The organism is Devosia sp. P2_G7, assembly GCF_056403495.1.
Map to the genome: position 1 here is coordinate 131,330 of NZ_JBFUFI010000007.1, position 21,864 is coordinate 153,193.

A 21,864-nucleotide genomic window follows, 5' to 3' on the forward strand; every position below is an offset into this window, starting at 1 on the left:
ATTCAAATGGGATCTCCAAGGCCAGTGGCCTCAGGTGGAAGAGGCCGGCGGCGGACCGCCGGCCCTTGTGAGTTATTCCTTCGTCACGCCGCCGTAGCGGTCGTCGGAGAACGTGATGCCGAGCACGACGCCCTTGACGTTCGAACGCATGGCAACCTTGCGGCTGTCCTGGAACATGAACACGAACGGCGAGGTGTCCGTGTGGAGGCGCTGGGCCTCGTCGTAGAGCGCCTTGCGCTTTTCGACGTCCTGCTCCTGCACGGCCTGGTTCACGAGCTCAGAGACCTTGCCCGAGTCCCAGCCGAAGCGATCGGCGAGGTTGCCCTTCTGGCCATCCGGATCCGACGGATCATGATTGCCGAAGGCCTTGGCGTTCGAGTGCGGATCGGGATAGTCCGGGCCCCACAGGCCGAACCAGATGTCGAGATCGTGCGAGCGGTAGCGGTCGAGCCATGGGCCGCCGTCCACCACCTGCAGGTCGAGATCGACGCCGATCTGCGACAGCGTGGCCTGCACGGCCTGGGCGTAGTCGGGGTAGGGCGGCACGTTCCAGACAACGGTCGCGAGCTTGATCGGCGTGGCAACGCCGGACTCGGCGATCAGCGCCTTGGCCTTCTCGATGTTGAGCGAGTAGGGGTTGTAGTTGATGCCACCGCCAAGGAACCCGTCCGGGATCATGGTCTGGTGCACCTTGATGGTGCCCTTGCCGATAGTATCGGCGATGCCCTGGTAGTCGACGGCCCACTTGATGGCTTCGACGACCTTCGGGTTGCTCAGCGCCGGGTTACGCACATTGAGGCCGAAATAGTACATCGTCGAGGACACGCCCTCGAGCACCTGCACGTCGGGGTTCGCCGACACGGCGCCGATATCGTCCGGGCCGAGCTTGTTGGCGATGTCGATGTCGCCCTTCTCGAGCGCGAGACGCTGCGTCGCCGACTCCGGCATGTGCTGCAGGAAGACGCGGTCGACGCCCGGGGCGGTGCCCCAGTAGTTCTCGTTGCGGCTGAGCAGGATGGAAACCTTCGGATCCCACTTGGTCAGCACGTAAGGGCCCGAGCCAGCCGAATTCTCGGACTTCAGCCATGCGTTGCCGTAGTCGTTGGAACCGTCTTCCTTGGTCCCCTCGTGCTGCTTGACGATGGTCGAGTCGACGATGCCGCCGGTGAAGGATGACAGCACGTAGAGCACGAAGCTCGGGGCGTACTTCTGGTCGACGATGAGCTGCAGGGTCTGCGGGTCGATCGCCTTGATGTTGTCCTTCACGTTGTCCTTGTTCAGGCCGAACTGCGTGAGGATGAACGAAATGCGGCTATCGAGCAGGATGACGCGCTGCAGCGAGTACTCGGCATCGGCCGCCGTCACCGGATTGCCCGAGGCGAACTTGGCCTTCGGGTTCATCTTGAAGGTGAAGGTCTTGCCGTCTTCCGACACCGACCAGCTCTCGGCGAGGACGCCGTTGATCTTGGTCGGATCGGCCGGATCGAAGCTGACCAGCGGCTGGTAGATCTGCTGGCTGGCAAGCACGCCGCCGACTTCCGACACTTCGGCCGGATCGAGCGTGATGATGTCGTCGATCGCGTCGGCGATGACGAGAGTATTCTTTGGTGTTTCGGCGATCGCTCCGGACGCGGTCATCACCGCGCCGACGGCAACCGCCATAAGCGTCTTGAACAAACGCATGACAGTCTCCCTGGTTGAAATCTTGAGGCTCCGGCTGATGAGGCCGGTTGTCGTCGTAGTCGTCATCTCTCGCTGATCTCCTGGGTCAGTTTACTGATCCCGCCTGGGTCAGTTTACTGATCCCCTGGAAGGTGAAGGTCAGCGCAGCGATGGGTAGAAGGGTGTTGATGGCGGCGAGTGCCGCCTGGGTGAAAATGCCGGCATCGCCGAGCAGCGCCACGACGCCGCGCGTCTCGCCGGCAATCACGATCGGGAAGCACGAGCAGGCGCCATAGCCCATGGCGACGAGGCCATCCGTCTCGGGCAGGAAGGCGGCCATGCCGGCGACGCTGTCGCCGATGAGGGGCTTCATCTGCTTGAGGACAGTGTTACTCCAGACGTCGTCGCCCACCGGGTCGACATTGCCGACGGGAAAATCCACCGGGTTCGAGGTGCCGATCCGGTGCGTGACGCTCTTGTCCGGCGCCGTCGCGATGAAGGTCGCGGTGCGGATGCCGGGGATGGAGGTGAACAGCTCCGACAGCACGGCAAACAGCTGCGTCGGACCAGCCGCGAGGGCTGTACCGAGCTTCTTCGCGATCACCGGGTCGACAACGCTCATTCGGGGAACAGCCTCATCGTTCCCACCCAGAGTTCGAGTGCCGTGCCGGTGCCGATATTGGTGCCGCGATGCGGCTTGCGGCTGTCGAAGTGCAGAGTGTCGCCGGGACCGAGGCGATATTCGATGCCATCGACCTCGTAGAGCATCTCGCCTGACACGAGATAGACGAAGTCCTCGCCCTCGTGGCTCATCATCTCGGACGCATGGCCGGGCGGCACGTGCGACAGGCAGGCGTTGAGCTTGGCATCGGGGAAGCCGCGCTCGAGGAACTCATAGAAGCGCGAGGTGCCGCCGACCTTGTAGGTCTGCCGCTTGCCGGAATGGCTGACCACGCTGTGCTTGCGCGCCGGGGCGGAGGACACGAACATGTCCACCGTGGTTTCGAGCGCCTTGGCCACGTTGTAGAGGGAGGCCAGCGACGGCGTGGAGATGCCGCGTTCGATCTGCGAGATGAAGCCGACCGTCAGCGAAGCTTCTTCGGCCACCTGCTGCTGCGTCTTGCCCAGTTCCTTGCGACGGTCGCGCAGGCGCTGGCCGAGGCTGGGGTCGATCGGAGTAACCGTCTCGGCCGGATCGGAACGTTTTTCGAACTTCAAGACTGGCACGGGCGCCCTCGCGATTTTAGTGACACTAAAGAAGCGCGCGCCCGAGTCAATCCCGGCAGAAAAAGGTCGGCTATCGGGATCGCTAGCTCTGTCTCAGCTCCCACTCGATGGTGCGGCGCAACGCTTGTTCCTCGGGAACGATTTCACTGTAGCCCAGTTCCGCCCGGATACGAGCGGAATCCAGCGTTAATGGGTAGCTGAGATCACTGGAATCCGCACGATCGGCCAGCGCTCCGCCGGCCTCGGCGTCGACCAGCACGATTTCGCTGTCGATACCCATCACCGTCAGGATGGTGCGGGCCCAGTCGGCTTGCGTGCGCACGAACGGCTGCGCGGCGTTGTAGATACGGCCGGCCGCCTCGGGCAGGGTGGCCGCCAGCGCCAGTGCCTCCGCCACATCGTCGATATAGGCATAGGAGTTGAGCCAGGCTGCACCCCGCCGGTCGAGGCGGAAGGGCTCGCCCGCCTTGGCGCCCTTGATGGCCCAGCCGAAGCGATGCTGCTTGTCGTCCGGCCCAAAGATCATCGGCAGCCGCATCACCGTTGCCTGCGGCGCCCCGTGCGCGAGTGCGAACTCCTCGATCGGGATCTTGTCGTAGTCCTCGAACAGGTCGTCCTCGACCCCCTGGGGCCGGCGCGAATTGCCGCGATAGGGGTAGCGCAGGGAGCGTAGCGGCGAGTCTTCAGTGGCCGGCTCCGGCCGGATTGCCGGGCTCTCCTTTTTCAAGAGGCCGCCATAGTTCGAGTAGACGTCGGTCGAGCTGACCATGATGTAGCGCGCCCCGGCCTTGGCCGTCGCCTCGATCACCGGCTGCGTGTTGCGCAGGCTGATAGTGAAGATGTCGATGACAGAGGTGACGCCGTTGGCCTGCAGCAGCTTGGCCAGCGCGTCGCCGTCCGTCCGGTCGGCCTTCTCGAATTTCACCCCGTCGGCTAGCGCCACCGGGCTCTGCCCGCGCGCCACGACCAGTACTTCGTGTCCGCGCTCCCTAAGCCGCTTCGCCGTAGCGGTGCCGAGAAATCCCGTGCCCCCGATGATTGCGATGGTCATGCCGCCGACTCCTTTTTTCGTCAAAGAGCCGGGAGATTGTTCGACAGGGGAGGGGCCGCGCAACCCCGAATGTCCCGGACGGGACATCCTGCCTCACCTAGTTCAGCAGCCGCCCGTGGTGGCGCAGCACCAGCCCGACCGCGCCCATGCAGGCGCCGTTGTCCGAGAACTGGCTGGGCCGGAGGATGGTGCGGGCCATGTCGGGAACGTCCCCATGCTTGACCAGCGTGTAGCGCTCAAAGCTCTCGGCCAGGGGCCGCATCAGGATGTCGCCGGCCATCGCCAGCCGGCCGCTGACCACCACCAGCGTCGGATTGAACACCGAACCGATCAGCCCGAGACCGTGCCCGCCGGCTTCCCCCGCCCGCGCGATCAGCCCGCGACAGGTGGCGTCGCCGGCAACGGCCAGGTCCACCACGTCGGTGAGGCGCATCGAGCGCCCGAAATGCCGTTCGGCCTCGGCCAGCGGCTCGCGGAAGCTGGCATAGACCTCGATGCAGCCGCGATTGCCGCAGCGGCAGAGCGGGCCGTGCGGATCGAGCACCACGTGGCCGAATTCACCGGCGCCGCCGGCGATGCCCCGCAGCACCCGGCCGCCCGAGACGATGGCGCCGCCGACCCCGAGATCGAGCGTATAGACCACGAAATCGTCGTGTCCCTGCGCCGCGCCCCAGGTCATTTCGGCGATGGCCGAGCAGTTGGATTCGTTGTCGCAGAAGATCGGCACGCCTTCGAAAATCGGGCCGAACAGCTCGCGCATGTCGACGCCGGCCCAGGTCGGCATGCCGCCGGCGCGCAGCACCTTGCCGGTCACCGGATTGACGGGGCCGCCCACCGCGATGCCCACTCCGAGCAGCCCATCGCGACCCTGCCACTGGCCCTCGTAGGCCTCGGCGATCAGCTGCCGGACGTGCTGGATCGCCGTTTCCGGCGAATAATCCAGCTCGAGATTGGCCGAACGGTCCGACAGCACGCTGTGGGAAACGTCGGCGAGGATCACCTGGATTTCGGTCTGCCCGATCAGGATGCCGATGCAGGTGCCGGCCCGCGGATTGAGCGTCAGCGCCGTCGCCGGCCGGCCGACGCCGCCGGCAGATTCGCTGCCGACCTCGACCACCATCTTCGTGCGACGAAGCTCGGTGAGGGCCGTGGAAACGGTCGATTTGGCTAACCCGGTCAACCGGGCAATCTGTGTTGCGCTTAGCGCGCCGCGCTCGCTCAGGGTGCGCACGATACGGCCGGACGGCGTGCCTAAAGCACTGTCAGCCAGTAGAGATTTGAGCTCGATCCGGTTCACGCTCTCCCCTCCCCAAGCGCGTTGACAAGCCGAATAAGTTCACCATAGAACTAATACGACGGTGCGCAGGAGGATGTGCACCGCCGGGAGAAAAGCGCAAGTAGCCACAGAGGTCGGCCATAAGAGCCGGGTGGGAGACGGGCGCTTTCAAGGGAGAGAGACACAAATGAACTTCAGGACCAAGGTCGCGGTTTCCGCGGCCACGCTGCTTACGGCTGCGCTGCTCTCGGGCACCGCAATGGCCGCCCCCAAGGTGCTCATGCTGCACCAGTGGGCATCCGGCAACGACGCTGCCTCCATTGCCAAGCTCGGTGAGATGTTCACTGCTGCCGGCGGCACCTGGGAGCAGACCGCCATCGCCGGTCACACCGCCAACACGCTGGCAAAGCTCCGCGCCGACGTGGTTGCCGGCAACGCCCCCGCTGCCGTGCAGCTGAAGGGCCCGGAAATCGCCGAGTGGAACGCCACTGGCGGCACCGCCGACATGGACGAGCTCGCCAAGGCCGAGAACTGGGATGCGGTCGTTGCGCCCGAACTGCTGCCGGTGATGAAGCCGGAAGGCAAGTGGGTCGCGGCCCCGATGAACATCCACCGGATCAACTGGATCTGGGGCAACAAGGCCGCCATGGAAGCTTCCGGCGTGACCGAACTGCCCAAGACCTGGGCTGACTTCAACGCCGCCTGCGACAAGGCTGTCGCCGCCGGCAAGGTCTGCCTCGCGCACCTTTCTGCCGACTGGACCGACGCCACCACCTTCGAGACCATCGTCTACGGCCAGGACCTGGAACTCTACAAGAAGGCCTTCGTCGAGGCCGATGTCGACGCCCTGCGCTCGCCTGGCATGATCAAGGCGTTCGACCAGATGCGCCTGATGGTTTCGAAGTACATGGACCCGGCCATCGCCGGCCGTGACTACGACACCGCCTCCAACATGATGGTCAACGGCGACGCGCTGTTCTTCATCATGGGTGACTGGGAACTGGGTGCGATCAAGTCGGTGGGCCATGAGCCCGGCGGCGACATCCTGTGCGGCCAGTCCCCGACCGATTGGGCCGGTGACGGCTTCATCCTGAACTCGGACTCGGTGGTGTTCTTCAAGCAGAAGGACCCCGACTACCAGGAAGGCCAGAAGCTGCTCGCCAGCCTGATCCTGTCGCCGGAATTCCAGAAGGTGTTCAACATCACCAAGGGCTCGATCCCGGCTCGCCTCGATGTCGACCTGAAGGACGGCTTCAACGTCTGCCAGCAGCAGAGCCAGGCTTCGCTCAAGGCTTCGATCGAAGGCGGCACGCTGGTCCGTTCGATGGCCCACAACATGACTGTGCTCCAGAAGTATCGCGGCGCGATGATGGACACGATCACCGAGTTCGTGAACACGCCTGAGATGACGTCGGAAGAAGCGGCCAACCTTATGGCCGACGCCGTCGAAGCTCAGATGTAACTAACCTCCCAGGACGGCCGGCCGCGGTGCTTCTAGCCCGCGGCCGGCACCCTTGGCGGCAGGTTGGGAGGGAAGTCAGTTGGCTATTGCAGGTCAGTCCGTTTCGGCTGGCACGAGTATGTGGGACCGCATCAAAAAGTGGACTCCCGTCTTCGTCATCGCGCCGTCTATCGTTGCATCTTTCGTCTACGTCTTCGTCTTCGCGGGCTGGACCTTTTACATCTCGCTGAGTGACTCGACCCTGCTTCCCAGCTACGGCTTCAAGGGCTTTGAGAACTACGTCTCGCTCTGGACCAACCGCCGCTGGAGCGTCGCCTACAACAACCTGCTGTTCTTCTCGCTCTTTTACGTCACCATCTCGATGGCATTCGGCTTGCTGCTGGCCATCCTGATCGACCAGCGGATCCGCGCCGAGTCATTCTGGCGCACGATTTTCCTCTACCCGCTCGCCGTCAGCTTCATCGCCACCGGTACCGTGTGGCAGTGGCTCTACAATCCCTCGAGCGGCATCCAGTTCCTGGTCAACGCGATGGGCTGGACCGACTTCCAGTTCGCGCTGACCACCGACCGCAAGAACGCTATCTGGGCGATCATCATCACCGGTATCTGGGGGTCCGCGGGCTTCTCGATGGCCCTCTTCCTCGCCGGCTTGAGGTCGGTCGACCCCGACATCATCAAGGCTGCACAGATCGATGGCGCCAGCTGGTTCCGCACCTACCGCAAGGTGATCCTGCCAACGATTGGGCCGATCTTCATCGCCGTCGCGGTGGTGCTGCTGCAGTTCGCCATCAAGACCTTTGACCTCGCCGTCGCCCTCACCAACTCGGGCCCAGGCATCTCCACCACCTTCCCGGCCACCTATGTCTACGACTTCATGTTCCAACGTGGAGAGATCGGGCAGGGCGCTGCCGCGGCAATGATGGTGTTGGCCGCCCTGGCCATCGTGCTGGTCCCGTACTCGATCTACCTGGTCTGGCGCCAGCGCAGGGAGGCGAACAATGGCTGACGCTGTTTTTGGTGCGGCCGCGGTTGAAGACCGCGAGGCGGGAATCGCCAGCCGCCGGCGCCTGATCTCCAGGCTCATTGTCTACGGTCTGCTGGGTCTGATCTCGATCGTTTACATCGTCCCGCTGGCGGTGGTGGTCCTGAACTCATTCCGGACCAACGCCGAGATTGGTGCCAACGGCCTCATCTCGCTGCCCAACAGCTTCCGGCTCGATGCTTGGCCACAGGCCTGGAGCGACTTCTGTATCGGCGGCCAGTGCAATGGCGTTGCCCGCTACTTCTGGAACTCGGTGGCGATGGTCGTGCCTGCGACCATCATCTCGACCGCCCTCGGCGCGATCAACGGCTACGTCCTTTCGAAGTGGAAGTTCCCGGGCTCTGAGATCGTCTTTGGCTTCATGCTGCTCGGCGTGTTCATGCCCGGACAGATCGCCCTGTTGCCGTGGGCGTTTACCCTCGGCCAGCTCGGGCTTTCGAACTCGGTCTACGGCCTGGTCCTCGTCCACTGCATCCAGGGGCTGTCGTTCACGACGCTGTTCTTCCGCAACTACTACGTGTCCATTCCGGACGACCTGCTGAAGGCGGCGCGGATCGACGGCGCGGGTTTCTGGCGCATCTTCTGGAAGATCATCATCCCGCTGTCGCCGCCGATCATGATCGTCACTGTGATCTGGCAGTTCACCGGCATCTGGAACGAATACCTGTTCGGCGTGGTGCTCAATTCGGGTTCCAACCAGCCCATCACCGCGGCGCTGGTCGCGCTCTCCATGAGCGGCACCACCGTCCGTACCTACGACGTGATGAGTGCGGCCGTGCTGATCGGCGCGCTGCCGCCTCTACTCGTCTATTTCTTCGGCGGAAAATACTTCGTCCGCGGACTTACCCAGGGAGCAATCAAATAAATGGCGTCCTTGACCATCAGGAACCTGCGTAAGAGCTTCGGCGCCGTCGAAGTGCTGAAGGGTGTCGACCTTGAGGCCAATACCGGCGAGTTCATCGCACTCGTCGGCCCCTCGGGCTGCGGCAAGTCGACCTTGCTCGCCATGATCGCCGGCCTCGAGACGGTGACCTCGGGCGAGATCTATATCGGCGACCGGTTGGTGAACTCGGTGCAGCCCAAGGATCGCGACATCGCCATGGTGTTCCAGTCCTACGCGCTCTACCCCACCATGACCGTCAAGGAGAACATGGCCTTCGGCATGGAAAGCCGGGGCGTGCCCAAGCCGGAGCAGGAGCAGACCATCGCCCGCGTGGCGGCGCTGCTCCAGATCGAGCCGTTCCTCAAGCGCAAGCCCGGCCAGCTTTCGGGCGGCCAGCGCCAGCGCGTCGCCATGGGCCGCGCACTCGTGCGCGATCCGGCGCTCTTCCTGTTCGACGAGCCGCTCAGCAACCTCGATGCCAAGCTCCGCGTCGACATGCGCACCGAGATCAAGAAGCTGCACCAGCGCATCGGCAAGACCACCATCTACGTCACGCACGACCAGGTGGAGGCCATGACGCTCGCCTCGCGCATTGCCGTGATGCACCAGGGTGAAGTGCAGCAGTTCGACGAGCCCGACACCATCTACAACCGTCCCGCCAACATCTTCGTCGCCGGCTTCATGGGCTCGCCCTCGATGAACTTCATCAGCGCCGAGATCAGCAGCAATGCCGGTGTTCCATCCGTCACCTTCCCGCTCGCCGACGGCGGCGTCGCCAACCTGCCGCTGCATAATGGCGTGGCACAGCGCGCCACCGACAAGAAGGTGGTGCTGGGTATCCGTCCGGAGCACCTGAGCCGGCAGAGCGCCAACACCACCAACAAGCCGGGCATCGCGACGATGAGCGCCCCGGTGGAAGTGGTGGAGCCGACAGGCGCCGAGACCATGGCCGTGCTGAGGTTCGGCGATCGCGAGGTCGTCGGCCGCTTCAGCCCGGACGAAGCGCCCAAGACCGGCGAGAACATGCCGCTTGCCGTCGACATGACGCGCGCCTGCCTGTTCGATCCGGCGACGCAGCGGCTGATCTAGTTATCGCAGATGGCCCGGAGCGCGCCGACCCCCACCCCTGTCCCCTCCCCCTCAGAAGGGGGAGGGAGACGAAAGCTCTAGCCTTAGTGGCAGCGTTTCCCTCCCCCTGTTCGGGGGGAGGGGACAGGGGTGGGGGCGGCACGCGCGAATGTTCAAAGAGTAGGTTCTGAGAAATTACCGAGTTTGCCAATTATCCCAGCCTTGCCGGGCGGGTCGTGTTCGTCACCGGCGGGGCCTCGGGGATCGGTGCCGATGTCGTCCGCGCCTTTACCCACTGCGGCGCCAAGGTGGCGTTCGTCGATATCCTCGAAGCCGAGGGCAGGGAACTGGTGGCGGAGACCGGCGCCACCTTCCTCGTCTGCGACATCACCGACATCCCCGGGCTGCGCGCCGCCATCGATGTGGTCAAGCATCGGCTCGGGCCGATCGGCGTCTTGGTCAACAACGCCGCCAATGACGACCGCCACGCCATCGACGACGTCACCGAGGAATACTGGGACCGCTCGACCGACATCAACCTGAAGCCGCAGTTCTTTGCGGCGCAGGCGGTGCGCTCGCATATGCAGGAGCTGGGTGGCGGCTCGATCATCAATTTCTCCTCGATCGCCTGGCGCGGCGGCGCCGACAACATGCCGGTCTATGCGACGGCCAAGGCCGCCGTGGTGGGCCTGACCCGCGCGCTTGGCCGCGGCTTCGGCAAGGACAATATCCGCGTCAACGCCATCGAGCCGGGCGCCGTGATCACCGAGCGGCAGCGGCGGCTGTGGTTCACCAACCAGGAATCGATCGACGCCGTGGTGTCGCGCCAGGCGCTGAAGCACGTGCTCCTCGGCGACGAGATCGCCCGCATGGTGCTGTTCCTCGCCTCCGACGACAGCCGCATGATCACCAAGCAATCCATCACCGTGGATGGGGGGTTGCGATAATACGAATTGATAGAGACGGCCCCCTCCCGGCCTCCCCCATAAAGGGGGAGGTGAAGAGTCGAGCTTGTGGTCTTGGCCTCAGTCATTCTTGAAGCAATTGCGGTGATCCGATGAAACTCACGACCGGCCTCAACCCCTATGGCCTCACCTATTATCTCGGCCTGCAGGGTGCGGGTACGCCGCGCCACAACCCCAACGGCGCCGGCCTCGAAGGCTTCATCAAGCTGACCGAGGAACTGGGCGGCAAGGCCATCGAGCTGTGGGAAGGCTGGCTGAAGGACATGTCCGAAGCCGAGCTCGCAGCGCTGAAGCAGCGGCTCGATACCCTCGGCTGGAAGCGCGTGCTGAGCTCGGGGCTGCAGCATGGCGACATGGACCTGCTGATCCGCTGCGCCAAGGCGCTCGACGCCCAGTTCATCCGCGTCGCGCTGACCCCGATCCTCTGCGGTGATCGCGCCGCCGCCGGCCCGAAGTGGCATGAGCTGGTCGCATCGGTGCACGAGAAGCTCCAGGCCGCCGTGCCCAAGCTGACCGCTGCGGGCGTCGTGCTGCTGATCGAGAACCACCAGGATTTCACCAGCCGCGAGCTGGTCAATTTCTGCGACGAATACGGCCCGAACGTCCGCATCGTCTTCGACATGGCCAACACCTTCCCGGTGGCGGAGTCGCCGCTTGATTTCACCCGGGTGATCGCGCCTTACGTGCGCCACTGCCACGTCAAGGACTACCGTGCCGTGATGGAGCCCGATGGCTTCCGCCTCGTGCGCTGTCCCTCGGGTGATGGCGCCGTGCCGCACAAGGAAATGTTCGACATCCTCGCCGAGCACAATGACGAGATGATCGCCTGCATCGAGATCGGCGCGCTGGACGACCGGCACGTCAAGCTGCTGACGTCAGAGTGGTGGCACGGCTATGCGCCCAAGCAGGCCGAGGACCTCGCCGCGTGCCTGCTCGCCGTGCAGAAGAACCGCTTCGAGCCGGGCGAGGAATGGCGCACCCCGTGGCAGCGCAACGCCGACCACGAATTGATCGACTACGAGCTCGGGCAGTACCGGAAGAGCGCCGCGAACCTCAAAGCGCTTGGACTTATGTGATTGGAGGCCGTTGTGGCAGGGAAAGATCTTTCAGGAAAAATCGCTTTCGTAACCGGCTCGGGCCGCGGTCTCGGCAGCGTCATGGCGCGGAAGCTCGCGGCGCGCGGCGCTGATGTGGTGGTGCATGACCTGACGTGGGACGCCGCCGCCAAGTACGGTGAGGCGGACAATCTCGGCGCCATGATCAAGACCATCGAGGGTCTGGGCGTGCGCTCGATGGGCGTCACCGGCAATATTGGCGATCGCGACGCGGTCAACAATATGAAGAAGGAGATCGAGGAGAAGTTCGGCCCGGTCGAAATCCTCGTCAACTGCGCCGGCGGCGATATCGGTGCCGCGGGCGGCAAGCCGGTGCCCAACAACATCCTCGGCATCACCTATGATGACCTGATCACGCTGACCAACAACAACCTGATCGGCACCATGCTGGTGACCCAGGCCTTCGTGCCGCAGATGGTCGAGCGCCAGCACGGCATCGTCGTCAACATCGCCTCCGTGGCGGCGCATATCGGCGTCTCGGGCGGCGGCATCTATGCCACGCTCAAGGCCGCCGTGACCCACTACACCCGCTGCCTCGCCGACGAGGTGCGCGAGCATGGCGTGCGCGTCAATGTGGTGAGCCCGGGGCCCGCCAAGACCGCCCGCTTCCAGGCCACCCGCACGGTCGACCCGGACAAGATGAACTCCAACAAGGTCTCGATGGACCGCTATGCGGAGCCGGAGGAAATCGCCGACGCGGTGGTGTTCCTGTGCTCGCCGGAGGCGAAGTTCATCCACGGGCAGTTGCTGCGCGTGGATGGCGGGCTGCAGCTTTACGCGGGGTGATTTGGCGGGACGCCGCAAGCTTTCGCCAGAGAGGGGGTGCGGAGCCACTGTGCCCACCAAGATCCCCTCTCTTGCGATTTCTAGGACTTAGCGAAGGGCTAAGCCCAAGAAATCGCTTTCTCTCCCGCAAGGGGAGAGATGAAGAGGCGTAAGATTTGGGGTTGCGGTGCTTCGGCTTGCGCCGCTACCGCTTTGGGATCTGTAACCCGGAGCGCCCATGCCCATTCTTGGCCTTGCCATTGCCGCCGCTGCGGCGCTCATTTCGTTCCTGACCGCCTGGTACGTGATGAGCCGTGCCGCTCGGCTCGGGCTGATGCAGGAGCCGAACGGACGCTCTTCGCATGTGAAGGCGACCCCCGGTGGTGGCGGCGTCGGCATCGTCGCGGGCGGTACCATTGCCGGGCTGCTGGTCGCACTTCTGGTGCCGTTCCTCGGCGTACCGGTGATCATGGCCGGCATCCTCCTCGCCTTCATCGGCTATTCCGACGACAAGCGCCCGATCGCGGCGCGCTGGCGGCTCGGCGCGCAGGTGCTGCTGATGGGCGCGGTCGTCGCCGTGCTACCGCTCGACCAGCTCGGCCTGCCGGTGCCGGAATCCGTGCTGCTGGTGATCCTCGCCCTTGGCGGTGCACTGTGGATCAACCTGTTCAACTTCATGGACGGCATCGATGGCCTCGCCGCCTCCGAAGCCATCTTCCTTCTCGCCGGCGCCGCGCTGCTGGCTTACCTGTTCGAGCCCGGCATCATCGACGATCCGCGGCTCTGGTGGATGCTAGGCCTCGCCGCCGCCTGTCTCGGCTTCCTGCTCCTCAACTGGCCGCCCGCGAAGGTCTTCATGGGCGACGCCGGCAGCACCTATCTCGGGCTGATGACCGCATTCTTCGCCTTCACTACCATGCTCAGCTTCTGGCTCAGCCTCTGGCAGTGGCTGATCCTTGCCGGCCTGTTCCTCGCCGACAGCCTGACCACGCTGGTTCGCCGGATGCTCCGCCGCGAGCGTTTCTGGGAGGGCCACAAGCGCCATGCCTACCAGGCGCTGCAACGCCGCTTCGGCTCGCACCTCAAGGCGACGTTGCTCTATGTCGGTATCAATGTCGTGGTGCTGCTGCCGCTCGCCTGGCTGGCCGGCGCCTATCGCGAATGGGGTTTGGCGATTGCGGCGCTGACCTATGTCGCGCTGGTCGCCGCGGCGCTGTGGGCCGGGGCAGGGGCGCCGCTACAGGAGCAGGCTGAGGAAGAAGGCGCCGGCGCCTAGGATGGCCAGCGACGCGGCGGTCGCCGCGAACAGCATGTTCCGCGCATAGTCCGCGTGCCGCGCCAGCTCGTAGCGGGTCGTGGCGCGGACGTCGAAATGTTCGAATTCCTGATCGAGCATGATGCGAGCCCCTCAGCTGCAGGACAGAGGGTGCGCGCATGCCGGGCGCCCGGCCAGCGCTATGCAAAATCATGCTTAATTAGCTTCAAATGCCTTGTAGTTCCGCCCCGCTCGCGCAACCGTGTGCTTGCCCGTGACACAACGCCACGCGGCTGCCACGATTATCGCGCTCTTGCCGCCGCTTCGCTCTGGAACTCGCTGATGACGCTTCTGCGCTGCGGACTTCTCCTTCTCGCCACCCTGACATTGCTGAGCGCCTGTTCCTCGATCGTGCCGCCGGCCAAGGGGCCGAGCGGCAGCAGCATGACCGGCATCACGCCGATCCAGCTGTCGCAGGGCAATATCCTCTCCGCCATCAACGGCACCCGCGCCGCCAACGGCAAGCCGCCGCTGCGCTACAACGTCAAGCTTGAGTCCGCGGCCCGCTCACAAGCCAACCTGATGGCCGCCAAGGATACGCTGTCGCACGACCTCGGCGTCACCCTGCGCCAGCGCGTCACCACCGCCGGCTATGACGGCGCCGTGGGTGAAAACGTCGCCGGCGGCCAGTCGACGCTCGACCAGGCGATCAGCGGCTGGCTGGCGAGCCCGGCACACCGGGACACGCTGCTATCGAGCAAGTTCCAGGAATTCGGACTGGCGGTGGCGACGGTGCCAGCGAACCGCACGAGCAAGTACCGGACCTATTGGGCGTTCATCGCCGGCGGGCCGTTCGAGGCCTGGCACTGAGGGCTACACTCTAGCGCGGTGCGAAAAGCCGCCCGAACATCGGCTTTCCAAGCGGACGTCCGCAGCTGACCGCTTCTGGCCCGAAGCGGCGTAGCCGAAGCTGCCTTTTTAGTCGCCCCCTCCGGTGACGCGCGCGAGCGGCTGTCGGTGCCAACCCGTGATTGTCGGATTTTTGCAATCTCCTCGCGGCCCCTCCTCGTAGCCTCATCCCATCAAACAACGCGTGGAGATGAGAGATGAACCGCCGTCAGTTTTCCCAGGCCCTCGCAGCCTCAGCCCTGCTCGCCGGCTTTACCGGCAGATCCGCCCTTTCACAGGAGACTTCGATCATGACGAACCCCGCCGCTTTCGAAATCGCTATCCCGGAATCGCAGCTCGCCGACCTCAAGTATCGGCTCCAGCACACCCGCTGGCCCGATCAGCCGGCCGATGCAGGCTGGGCCATCGGCACCAACCTCGAGTACCTCAAGGGCCTCACCGACTATTGGATCAACGGCTACGATTGGCGGAAGGCCGAGGCGAGCCTCAATGCGCTCGGGAACTTCAAGGTCAATCTGGACGGCATCGACATCCATTTCGTCCACCGCCCCTCGGCGAACCCGAACGCGGTTCCCCTCCTGCTGCTCCATGGCTGGCCGGACTCGTTCTACCGCTACCACCGGGTGATCGAGTCCCTGACCAAGGACTTCCACGTCGTCGTGCCCTCCATTCCCGGCACCGGGTTTTCGGGCAGGACGGCGCTGCCGATGGATCAGGTCGCCGATCTCTTCGCCCACCTCATGACCGAGACGCTGGGGTACAAGAAGTTCATCGCGGCTGGCGGCGATGGCGGCTCGATCATTTCGATGTCGCTGTCCCAGCGTCATCCGGAGGTGCTGCTCGGCTACCATGTGACCGACGTCGGCTATCCGGACCAGACCACCGACTTTTCGGTCCTGACCCCGCCGGAGCAGGCCTATGCCGGCGCGATCCAGCAGTGGTTCTTCGCCCACGGGGCGTTCAACCTGGTGCATGCGACCAAGCCGCAGAGCCTAGCCTTCGCGATGAACGACTCGCCGGTGGGTCTCGCGGCCTGGATCCTGAGCTTCATGGCCGGAATGGGCGTCGGCGACGAGGCGGATGCGCGGTTCGGCCGCGACGAGCTGATCACCAACATCATGATCTACTGGCTGACCGAGACGGCAGCGTCATCGTTCCGGATCTACAGCCAGAACGCGATGCAGCCGCCGACCATCAAGGGTACGAATACCGGCGTCCCGGTGGCGGTGGCGACCGAGGTTCCCATCCCGGGTGGCGTGCGCCTGCCGCGCGAATGGGCGGATCGCCAGACCGCCGGCAATGTGGTCCAGTTCCACGACATGGAGAGGGCCGGGCACTTCGCAGCCTGGGAGGACCCCGAGTTCTTCGTCGGCGACCTCCGCGAGTTCGCAGCGCTACTCAAGAGCTGATCGCAACAACAAGCTTGCGCAAGGGCGCCGGTCGACTTTCGGCCGGCGCTCAAGGCTTGAGCGCTCCGCCAAGGCGGTCTCTCATCGGTAACGCATTTCGGGTCGCGCGCCACGACGAGGGGAAGCCTCCCTTCACCCGCTCAGGGCCTCGCTGAGTGCACGATTACGCACCGTGGCGAAGCCCATCCTTGCCAAGTGAGCAGTGCCGGACCAGTCTAGCGTCAGAGCGTTCAGCGGGTGGGGGCCTGTTTTTTGGTCGGGCAACGGGGAGAGGGCCTCAAGTCATGATTGCAGAAGATAAGGTTGTTGCAGGCGAACCGGACGCGACTGGTCGGTCGGGGCTTTTCAGTCGCCGGTCGTTCATGTTCGGCTCCGCCGCCGGTCTCGGCGCGTTGGCGCTTGCTGGTTGCGCCCCGTCCGGCCTCATGAGCCTGGCGGAAGCGGAAAAGGTCTACGGGCCGGTGCCCGATGAGCGGTTCCCTATCCCCGCGGTCAACGTCAACAAGGTCGACCCGAAATACTTTCGCCGGACGGTGCGTTACGCCAGCAAGGAGGCAGTCGGAACGATCATCGTCGATCCCCGCAACCACTACGTGTACCGCATTGAAGGCGATGGAAACGCCACCCGCTATGGCGTCAGTGTTGGCCGCGCGGGCTTCTTGTGGAGCGGCGACGCCTATATCGGGCGCAAGGCCGAATGGCCGATATGGACGCCGCCCCAGGAGATGATCAAGCGGCAGCCGGAGGCGGCCAAATATGCCGGTGGCATGGCGCCGGGCCTGGACAATCCGCTCGGCGCCCGGGTGCTCTATCTCTATCAGAACGGCGTCTACACGCTTTACACGCTCTACAGCACAAGCCGTCCCGAAACGATTGGCAAGGGCATCTCAAGCGGCTGTATCGGCCTGCTCACACAGGACATGTTCGACCTCTACTCGAAGACGCCGGTCAATACGAAGGTGGTCGTTCTGAAGGCATAGGTGGTGGGTCGGCCGCGCCAGCCCTCACTCACGTACTACTCAGCGTCCGCCGCACTGCATCGCGCCAGCCCTTCAGCTTCCGCGTCCGCAGCGCCTCATCCATCCGCGGCTGGAACTGCCGGTCGAGCGCCCAGCGCTCCGCGAACCCCTTCTGGTCCGGCCACACCCCGGCCTTCCAGCCCGCCAGCCATGCGGCACCCAGCGCCGTCGTCTCCAAGATCGTCGGCCGGTCGACCGGTGTGTTCAGGATGTCGGCGAGGAACTGCATGGTGAAATCCGAGCCCACCATGCCGCCATCGACGCGTAGCACGGTGTCGTTGGCGCCCTTCCAGTCCTTGCGCATCGCGTCGATCAGGTCGCGCGTCTGGTAGCTGACGGATTCGAGCGCCGCCTGCGCCAGCTCCGCCGGCCCGGTATTGCGCGTCAGCCCGGTGAGCGAGCCGCGCGCTGCCGAATCCCACCACGGCGCCCCCAGCCCGACGAAGGCTGGCACCAGGTAGACATTCTGCGTCGGGTCGGCCTTCGATGCGAGCGCGCTCGCATCGGACGATTTCTCGAAGATCTTCAGCATGTCGCGCATCCACTGCACCGACGCGCCGGCGATGAAGATGGCGCCTTCGAGCGCATAGGTGGTCTCGCCGTTGAGCCGGTAGGCGATGGTGGTGAGCAGCCGGTTCTTCGAGCGCACCATGTCGCTGCCGGTGTTGAGCAGCGCGAAGCATCCAGTGCCGTAGGTGGATTTCATCATTCCCGGCTGGAAGCAGGCCTGCCCGATGGTCGCCGCCTGCTGGTCGCCGGCCGCGCCATAGATCGGGATCGAAACGCCGAACACCTCGGGGTCGGTCATGCCGAAATCGTCGGCATTGTCCTTCACCTCGGGCAGGATGGCGCGCGGGATGCGGAACAGCTTAAGCAGCTCGTCGTCCCATTCGCCGGTCTTGATGTTGAGCAGCAGGGTGCGGGAGGCGTTGCTCACGTCGGTGGCGTGGCTCCTGCCGCCGGTCAGCCGCCAGATCAGGTAGCAATCCACCGTGCCGAAGGCGAGTTCGCCCCTCTCAGCCCGCTTCCGTGCGCCTGGCACATTGTCGAGGATCCAGGCGAGCTTGGTGGCGCTGAAATAGGGGTCGAGCAGCAGGCCGGTCTTCTTGCTGACCAGCTTCTCATGTCCGTCCTTCTTCAGCTTCTCGCACTGCTTCATCGTCCGGCGGTCCTGCCAGACGATGGCATTGTGGATGGCCTTGCCGGTCTTGCGGTCCCAGACGATGGTGGTCTCGCGCTGGTTGGTGATGCCGATCGCCGCGATCTCCGACGGCTTGATATTGGCCTTCTTGATCGCCGTCTTGGTGCTCCACAGCGCCGTGGCCCAGATCTCCTCGGGCACGTGCTCGACCCAGCCATCCTGCGGGAAATGCTGGGTGAACTCCATCTTGCCCAGCCCGACGATCTTCTGCCGATCGTCGAAGATGATCGCCCGGCTCGACGTCGTGCCCTGGTCGATCGCGAGGATGTTCCCGCTCATTGTCTCGTCCCCATTCCAGCGAGGCGTTCAGCCATGTATTTGGCCAGTGCCGCCTTCTCGTGTTCCCTGAACTTTAGCCCCTGCTTCGAGCGACGCCATAGCACGTCGTCAGCCGTCCGCGCCCACTCCCGATCCATCAGGTAATCGACCTCGCGCGCATAAAGCGTCGTGCCGAAATGCTCCCCGAGTTCCGCGGTGGTCTGTGCATCGCCCAGCACCTCCGCCGCAAGCGTGCCGTAGGCTCGCACCAGACGCCGGATGAACGCCGCATCGAGGTTCTTCTTCTTTGCCGCGAGCTTCCGCACCTCGGCGTCGAACGCCGTAGGCGGAAAGTCGCCGCCCGGCAGGTGTGCCCCCCTGGTCCAGCGCGGTCCCTTGTTGCCGATGAGCCCGTCGATCTTGTCGACCACCTGCTCGCTGAGCCGCCGATGCGTCGTGAGCTTACCGCCGAAAATGTTGATCAGCGGCCCGTTGCCGGCCTCGCCCTCGGTCTTCAGCACATAGTCGCGCGTGGCCTCCTGCGCGGCGCTGGCGCCATCGTCGAACAGCGGCCGTACGCCCGAATAGGTCCAGACGATCTCGTCGCGCGTCACCGGCTTGATGAAGTACTCGCTGGCAGCCGCGCAGAGATAATCGATCTCCTCGTCGCTGATCTTCACCCCAGTCGGATCGCCCTCGTAGTCCATGTCGGTGGTGCCGATCAGCGTGTAATCGCCCTCGTAGGGAATGGCGAAGAAGATCCGGCCATCGGCGTTCTGGAAGAAGTAGCAACGGTCGTGCTCGAACAGCTTCTTCACGACGATGTGGCTGCCCTTCACGAGCCGCACGTGATGGGCCTCGTTACGCCCCACCGCCTCTCGGATTACCTTATCGACCCAAGGGCCGGCCGCGTTGACCAGCAGCCGCGCGTGGGCGGTGCTCCGCTTACCGCCCGGGCCTTCCATCTCGATGGTCCACAGCCCGTTCTCGCGTCGCGCCGACACGACCCGCGTCTGCGTCAGCACCGTTGCGCCCTTGTCGGCCGCATCGCGGGCGTTGAGTGCCACCAGCCGGGCGTCGTCCACCCAGCCGTCCGAATATTCGAACGCCACGGTATGCCCCGGCTTCAGCGGCCGGCCGGCTGGATCCTTGGTCAGGTCCAGCGTCTTGGTCGCCGGCAACAGCTTCCGGCCGCCGAGATGGTCGTAGACGAACAGCCCGAGCCGCAGCAGCCATGCCGGCCGCAGGTTCTTCTCGTAGGGGAGAACGAAGCGCAGCGGCCAGATGATGTGCGGCGCCGAGGACCACAGCACTTCGCGCTCGATCAGCGACTCGCGCACCAGCCGGAACTCGTAGTGCTCGAGATAGCGCAGGCCGCCATGCACCAGCTTGGTTGCGGCCGACGAGGTGCCCGAGGCGAGATCGTGCATCTCCGCCAGCATCACCGAGTGCCCACGGCCCACCGCGTCGCGGGCAATGCCGGTGCCATTCACCCCGCCGCCGATGACGAACACGTCGACCGCGTCGCTCGCTGCTGCGTCGTTCATTGATTCACTAGTCCTTCGCTTGCGATTTGGAGTTCCACGCCGGCCGCCGCGCAGATCGCGGCGATGGCGGGGGAGGGTGGTTGGTCGGTGACGAACACATCGATCTGCTCGAGATGGCCGATCCGCACCGGCGCAGTGCGTTCGAACTTCATCGCGTCGGCGACGAGGATGGTCTTGCGCGCCGTTTCGATGATCGCCTGCGCCACCTTCACCTCGCGAAAATCGAAATCCAGCAGCGTGCCGTCGGCATCGATCGCCGAGGCGCCGATCACCGCGTAATCGACCCGGAACTGCCGGATGAAATCCACCGCCGCCTCGCCCACGACGCCCCCATCGGCATGCCGCACCACGCCCCCTGCGATCACCACTTCGGCGCTCGGCACCTCGCGCAGGATATTGGCGGCGTTGATGTTATTGGTCACCACCATCAAGCCCGTGTGACGGCGCAGCGCCATCGCCACCTGCTCGGTCGTGGTGCCGATATTGAGGATGAGCGACGACTGGTCGGGGATCATCGCCGCGGCGGCAAGGCCGATCCGGCGCTTGCTCTCGGCCGCAAGGAGCCGGCGCGCCTCGTAGGCGTAGTTCGAGACGCCCGAGGGGTAGGCGGCGCCGCCGTGTAGCCGATTGAGGAGCTTACGGTCGCAAAGCTCGTTGAGGTCCTTGCGGATGGTCTGCGGCGTGACCGCGAACTGCAGCGCCAATGCCTCGACATCCACCCGCCCGTGCTGCCGGGCGAGTGCCATGATGTCATCCTGCCGCTGCGTCAGCGCGTCCACGTCGTCCCCCAGGTGCGGGTTCGCTTATACGCGGGCGAAGTTCGTTTCTATAGCGAAATGTTCGGGTGAGGTTCACTTCGGGTGACGGGGCGGAATGAAAAACCCCGCCGCCCAGATGGGCGACGGGGTGAGAATCGCGTGTTGCGTTGATCAGAACTGGAAGTTCAGGCCGCCCTTCACGATGTGCGCGGTGACACCGTACTCGCCGCTGAAGAGAGTGGAGTCGAAACCGCCGAGATCCACATAGTTGTATTCGGCCTTGGCCGTAATCTCGTCTGTGAGCGCGAACTCGACGCCAGCGCCCGCGGTCCAGCCGAACGACCAACTGGACTCGTCATACGCGCCGGGGCCAGCCGCTATCCCCGATATTCCAAGTTCACCAAAGGCCGCGCCCGCTTCCACGTAGAACAAGGCGCGGTCGGCGGCGATACCGGCTCGCGCGGTCAGCGTACCCAGCCAAGTAAGGTCGAAGTCGCCAATGAAGGGAGCGAAGCCCTGATAATCACCGGAGATGTTGGTCCAGGCAATGTCACCTTCGACGCCGAGGACGAACTGGTCCATCTGCCAATTGGCACCGGCTTCAACGCCAAGCAGCCAGCCTTCCACGTCTCCACCAAAGGCGAAGGGGAAATTTTCGATGGCGCCCTCGCCCCATCCATAGCCGCCGATGACACCGACATAGCCGCCGGACCAGTCGTAGGCGGCCGCTGCCGCCTCCGCGATCTCGGGTTCGACGATGAGATCAGCGGCCTGCACGGCGGAAACAAACGCCGTAGAGGCGAGAACTGCTGCGAGCAAGTACTTCATTGCAAGGTCCCAAACCAAAGAAATCTTGCTAACAATATCCGAGTCTGCCGTTACTGTCTGTGGCTTCCTGGCAACGTTGTGGCGACATCATGGCGTCATCTTGGACGCCTCAGTCAGGTCATTGACCCCCGCCCGCATCCCGTGCATCAGGAACCACCCCTCCC

21 protein-coding genes are annotated in these 21,864 nt (G+C 64.5%); 11 read left to right on the forward strand and 10 right to left on the reverse strand.

The features are described from left to right. Window positions 1–72: 72 nt before the first annotated feature. The 5 genes from AC1DWU_RS13325 to AC1DWU_RS13345 form a co-directional block, all read right to left on the reverse strand. Entirely contained in the window at window positions 73–1,683 is a 1,611-nt protein-coding gene (locus AC1DWU_RS13325; protein WP_477150472.1) for an ABC transporter substrate-binding protein, read from the reverse strand. 85 nt (window positions 1,684–1,768) lie between these two features. After that, window positions 1,769–2,284: a GAF domain-containing protein gene (locus AC1DWU_RS13330; RefSeq protein ID WP_477150473.1), complete on the reverse strand. Its 516-nt coding sequence runs from the start codon at window positions 2,282–2,284 to the stop codon at window positions 1,769–1,771. Continuing rightward, the gene (locus tag AC1DWU_RS13335) at window positions 2,281–2,889 is read right to left on the reverse strand and encodes a helix-turn-helix domain-containing protein (RefSeq protein ID WP_477150474.1); all 609 of its coding nucleotides are present in this window, start codon (window positions 2,887–2,889) and stop codon (window positions 2,281–2,283) included. The genes AC1DWU_RS13330 and AC1DWU_RS13335 overlap by 4 nt, the downstream gene beginning before the upstream one ends. Window positions 2,890–2,971: 82 nt before the next feature. After that, window positions 2,972–3,940: an NAD-dependent epimerase/dehydratase family protein gene (locus AC1DWU_RS13340; RefSeq protein WP_477150475.1), complete on the reverse strand. Its 969-nt coding sequence runs from the start codon at window positions 3,938–3,940 to the stop codon at window positions 2,972–2,974. 97 nt (window positions 3,941–4,037) lie between these two features. Then, complete coding sequence (locus tag AC1DWU_RS13345) at window positions 4,038–5,237, reverse strand: ROK family protein (RefSeq protein ID WP_477150476.1); 1,200 nt, start codon at window positions 5,235–5,237, stop codon at window positions 4,038–4,040. 166 nt (window positions 5,238–5,403) lie between these two features. Between AC1DWU_RS13345 and AC1DWU_RS13350 the strand changes: the two genes are divergently transcribed. The 8 genes from AC1DWU_RS13350 to AC1DWU_RS13385 all read left to right on the forward strand — a co-directional run bounded on the left by AC1DWU_RS13350 (window position 5,404) and on the right by AC1DWU_RS13385 (window position 13,792). Further along, window positions 5,404–6,678, forward strand: a complete 1,275-nt coding sequence (locus AC1DWU_RS13350; RefSeq protein ID WP_477150477.1) for an ABC transporter substrate-binding protein — start codon at window positions 5,404–5,406, stop codon at window positions 6,676–6,678. Window positions 6,679–6,796: 118 nt separating this feature from the next. Beyond that, window positions 6,797–7,684: a carbohydrate ABC transporter permease gene (locus AC1DWU_RS13355; protein ID WP_477150478.1), complete on the forward strand. Its 888-nt coding sequence runs from the start codon at window positions 6,797–6,799 to the stop codon at window positions 7,682–7,684. Beyond that, on the forward strand, window positions 7,677–8,585 hold the full coding sequence (locus AC1DWU_RS13360; RefSeq protein WP_477150479.1) for a carbohydrate ABC transporter permease: 909 nt from the start codon (window positions 7,677–7,679) through the stop codon (window positions 8,583–8,585). Before AC1DWU_RS13355 ends, AC1DWU_RS13360 begins: the two co-directional genes overlap by 8 nt. Beyond that, entirely contained in the window at window positions 8,586–9,692 is a 1,107-nt protein-coding gene (locus AC1DWU_RS13365; protein WP_477150480.1) for an ABC transporter ATP-binding protein, read from the forward strand. It abuts the gene before it with no gap. 215 nt (window positions 9,693–9,907) lie between these two features. Beyond that, window positions 9,908–10,618 carry an SDR family NAD(P)-dependent oxidoreductase gene (locus AC1DWU_RS13370; RefSeq protein WP_477150481.1) on the forward strand — a complete coding sequence of 237 codons (711 nt, stop codon included), beginning with the start codon at window positions 9,908–9,910 and terminating at the stop codon, window positions 10,616–10,618. Between the two features lie 110 nt (window positions 10,619–10,728). Then, on the forward strand, window positions 10,729–11,712 hold the full coding sequence (locus tag AC1DWU_RS13375) for a sugar phosphate isomerase/epimerase family protein (protein WP_477150482.1): 984 nt from the start codon (window positions 10,729–10,731) through the stop codon (window positions 11,710–11,712). A gap of 12 nt (window positions 11,713–11,724) precedes the next feature. Next, window positions 11,725–12,537: an SDR family NAD(P)-dependent oxidoreductase gene (locus tag AC1DWU_RS13380; RefSeq protein WP_477150483.1), complete on the forward strand. Its 813-nt coding sequence runs from the start codon at window positions 11,725–11,727 to the stop codon at window positions 12,535–12,537. Between the two features lie 217 nt (window positions 12,538–12,754). Then, window positions 12,755–13,792, forward strand: coding sequence for an MraY family glycosyltransferase (locus AC1DWU_RS13385; RefSeq protein ID WP_477150484.1), 1,038 nt, complete (start codon window positions 12,755–12,757; stop codon window positions 13,790–13,792). On the opposite strand, the gene AC1DWU_RS13390 is transcribed toward AC1DWU_RS13385, so the two are convergent. Continuing rightward, entirely contained in the window at window positions 13,754–13,912 is a 159-nt protein-coding gene (locus tag AC1DWU_RS13390; RefSeq protein WP_477150485.1) for a hypothetical protein, read from the reverse strand. The genes AC1DWU_RS13385 and AC1DWU_RS13390 overlap by 39 nt on opposite strands. A 201-nt stretch (window positions 13,913–14,113) precedes the next feature. Between AC1DWU_RS13390 and AC1DWU_RS13395 the strand changes: the two genes are divergently transcribed. The 3 genes from AC1DWU_RS13395 (at window position 14,114) to AC1DWU_RS13405 (ending at window position 17,069) form a co-directional block, all read left to right on the forward strand. Then, on the forward strand, window positions 14,114–14,641 hold the full coding sequence (locus AC1DWU_RS13395; protein ID WP_477150486.1) for a CAP domain-containing protein: 528 nt from the start codon (window positions 14,114–14,116) through the stop codon (window positions 14,639–14,641). A 329-nt stretch (window positions 14,642–14,970) separates the two neighbouring features. Continuing rightward, window positions 14,971–16,089, forward strand: coding sequence for an epoxide hydrolase family protein (locus AC1DWU_RS13400; protein WP_477150487.1), 1,119 nt, complete (start codon window positions 14,971–14,973; stop codon window positions 16,087–16,089). A gap of 284 nt (window positions 16,090–16,373) precedes the next feature. Next, window positions 16,374–17,069: a L,D-transpeptidase gene (locus AC1DWU_RS13405; protein ID WP_477150488.1), complete on the forward strand. Its 696-nt coding sequence runs from the start codon at window positions 16,374–16,376 to the stop codon at window positions 17,067–17,069. A 28-nt stretch (window positions 17,070–17,097) separates the two neighbouring features. Here AC1DWU_RS13405 and glpK read toward each other — a convergent pair whose 3' ends face one another. The 4 genes from glpK to AC1DWU_RS13425 form a co-directional block, all read right to left on the reverse strand. After that, window positions 17,098–18,588 (reverse strand): glycerol kinase GlpK, encoded by a 1,491-nt coding sequence (gene glpK / locus AC1DWU_RS13410; protein WP_477150489.1) that lies wholly within the window; start codon window positions 18,586–18,588, stop codon window positions 17,098–17,100. After that, window positions 18,585–20,114, reverse strand: a complete 1,530-nt coding sequence (gene glpD, locus AC1DWU_RS13415) for a glycerol-3-phosphate dehydrogenase (protein WP_477150490.1) — start codon at window positions 20,112–20,114, stop codon at window positions 18,585–18,587. The genes glpK and glpD overlap by 4 nt, the downstream gene beginning before the upstream one ends. Then, window positions 20,111–20,893, reverse strand: a complete 783-nt coding sequence (locus AC1DWU_RS13420; protein WP_477150491.1) for a DeoR/GlpR family DNA-binding transcription regulator — start codon at window positions 20,891–20,893, stop codon at window positions 20,111–20,113. Before AC1DWU_RS13420 ends, glpD begins: the two co-directional genes overlap by 4 nt. A gap of 150 nt (window positions 20,894–21,043) precedes the next feature. Next, window positions 21,044–21,700, reverse strand: coding sequence for an outer membrane protein (locus AC1DWU_RS13425; protein ID WP_477150492.1), 657 nt, complete (start codon window positions 21,698–21,700; stop codon window positions 21,044–21,046). Window positions 21,701–21,864 lie beyond the last annotated feature (164 nt).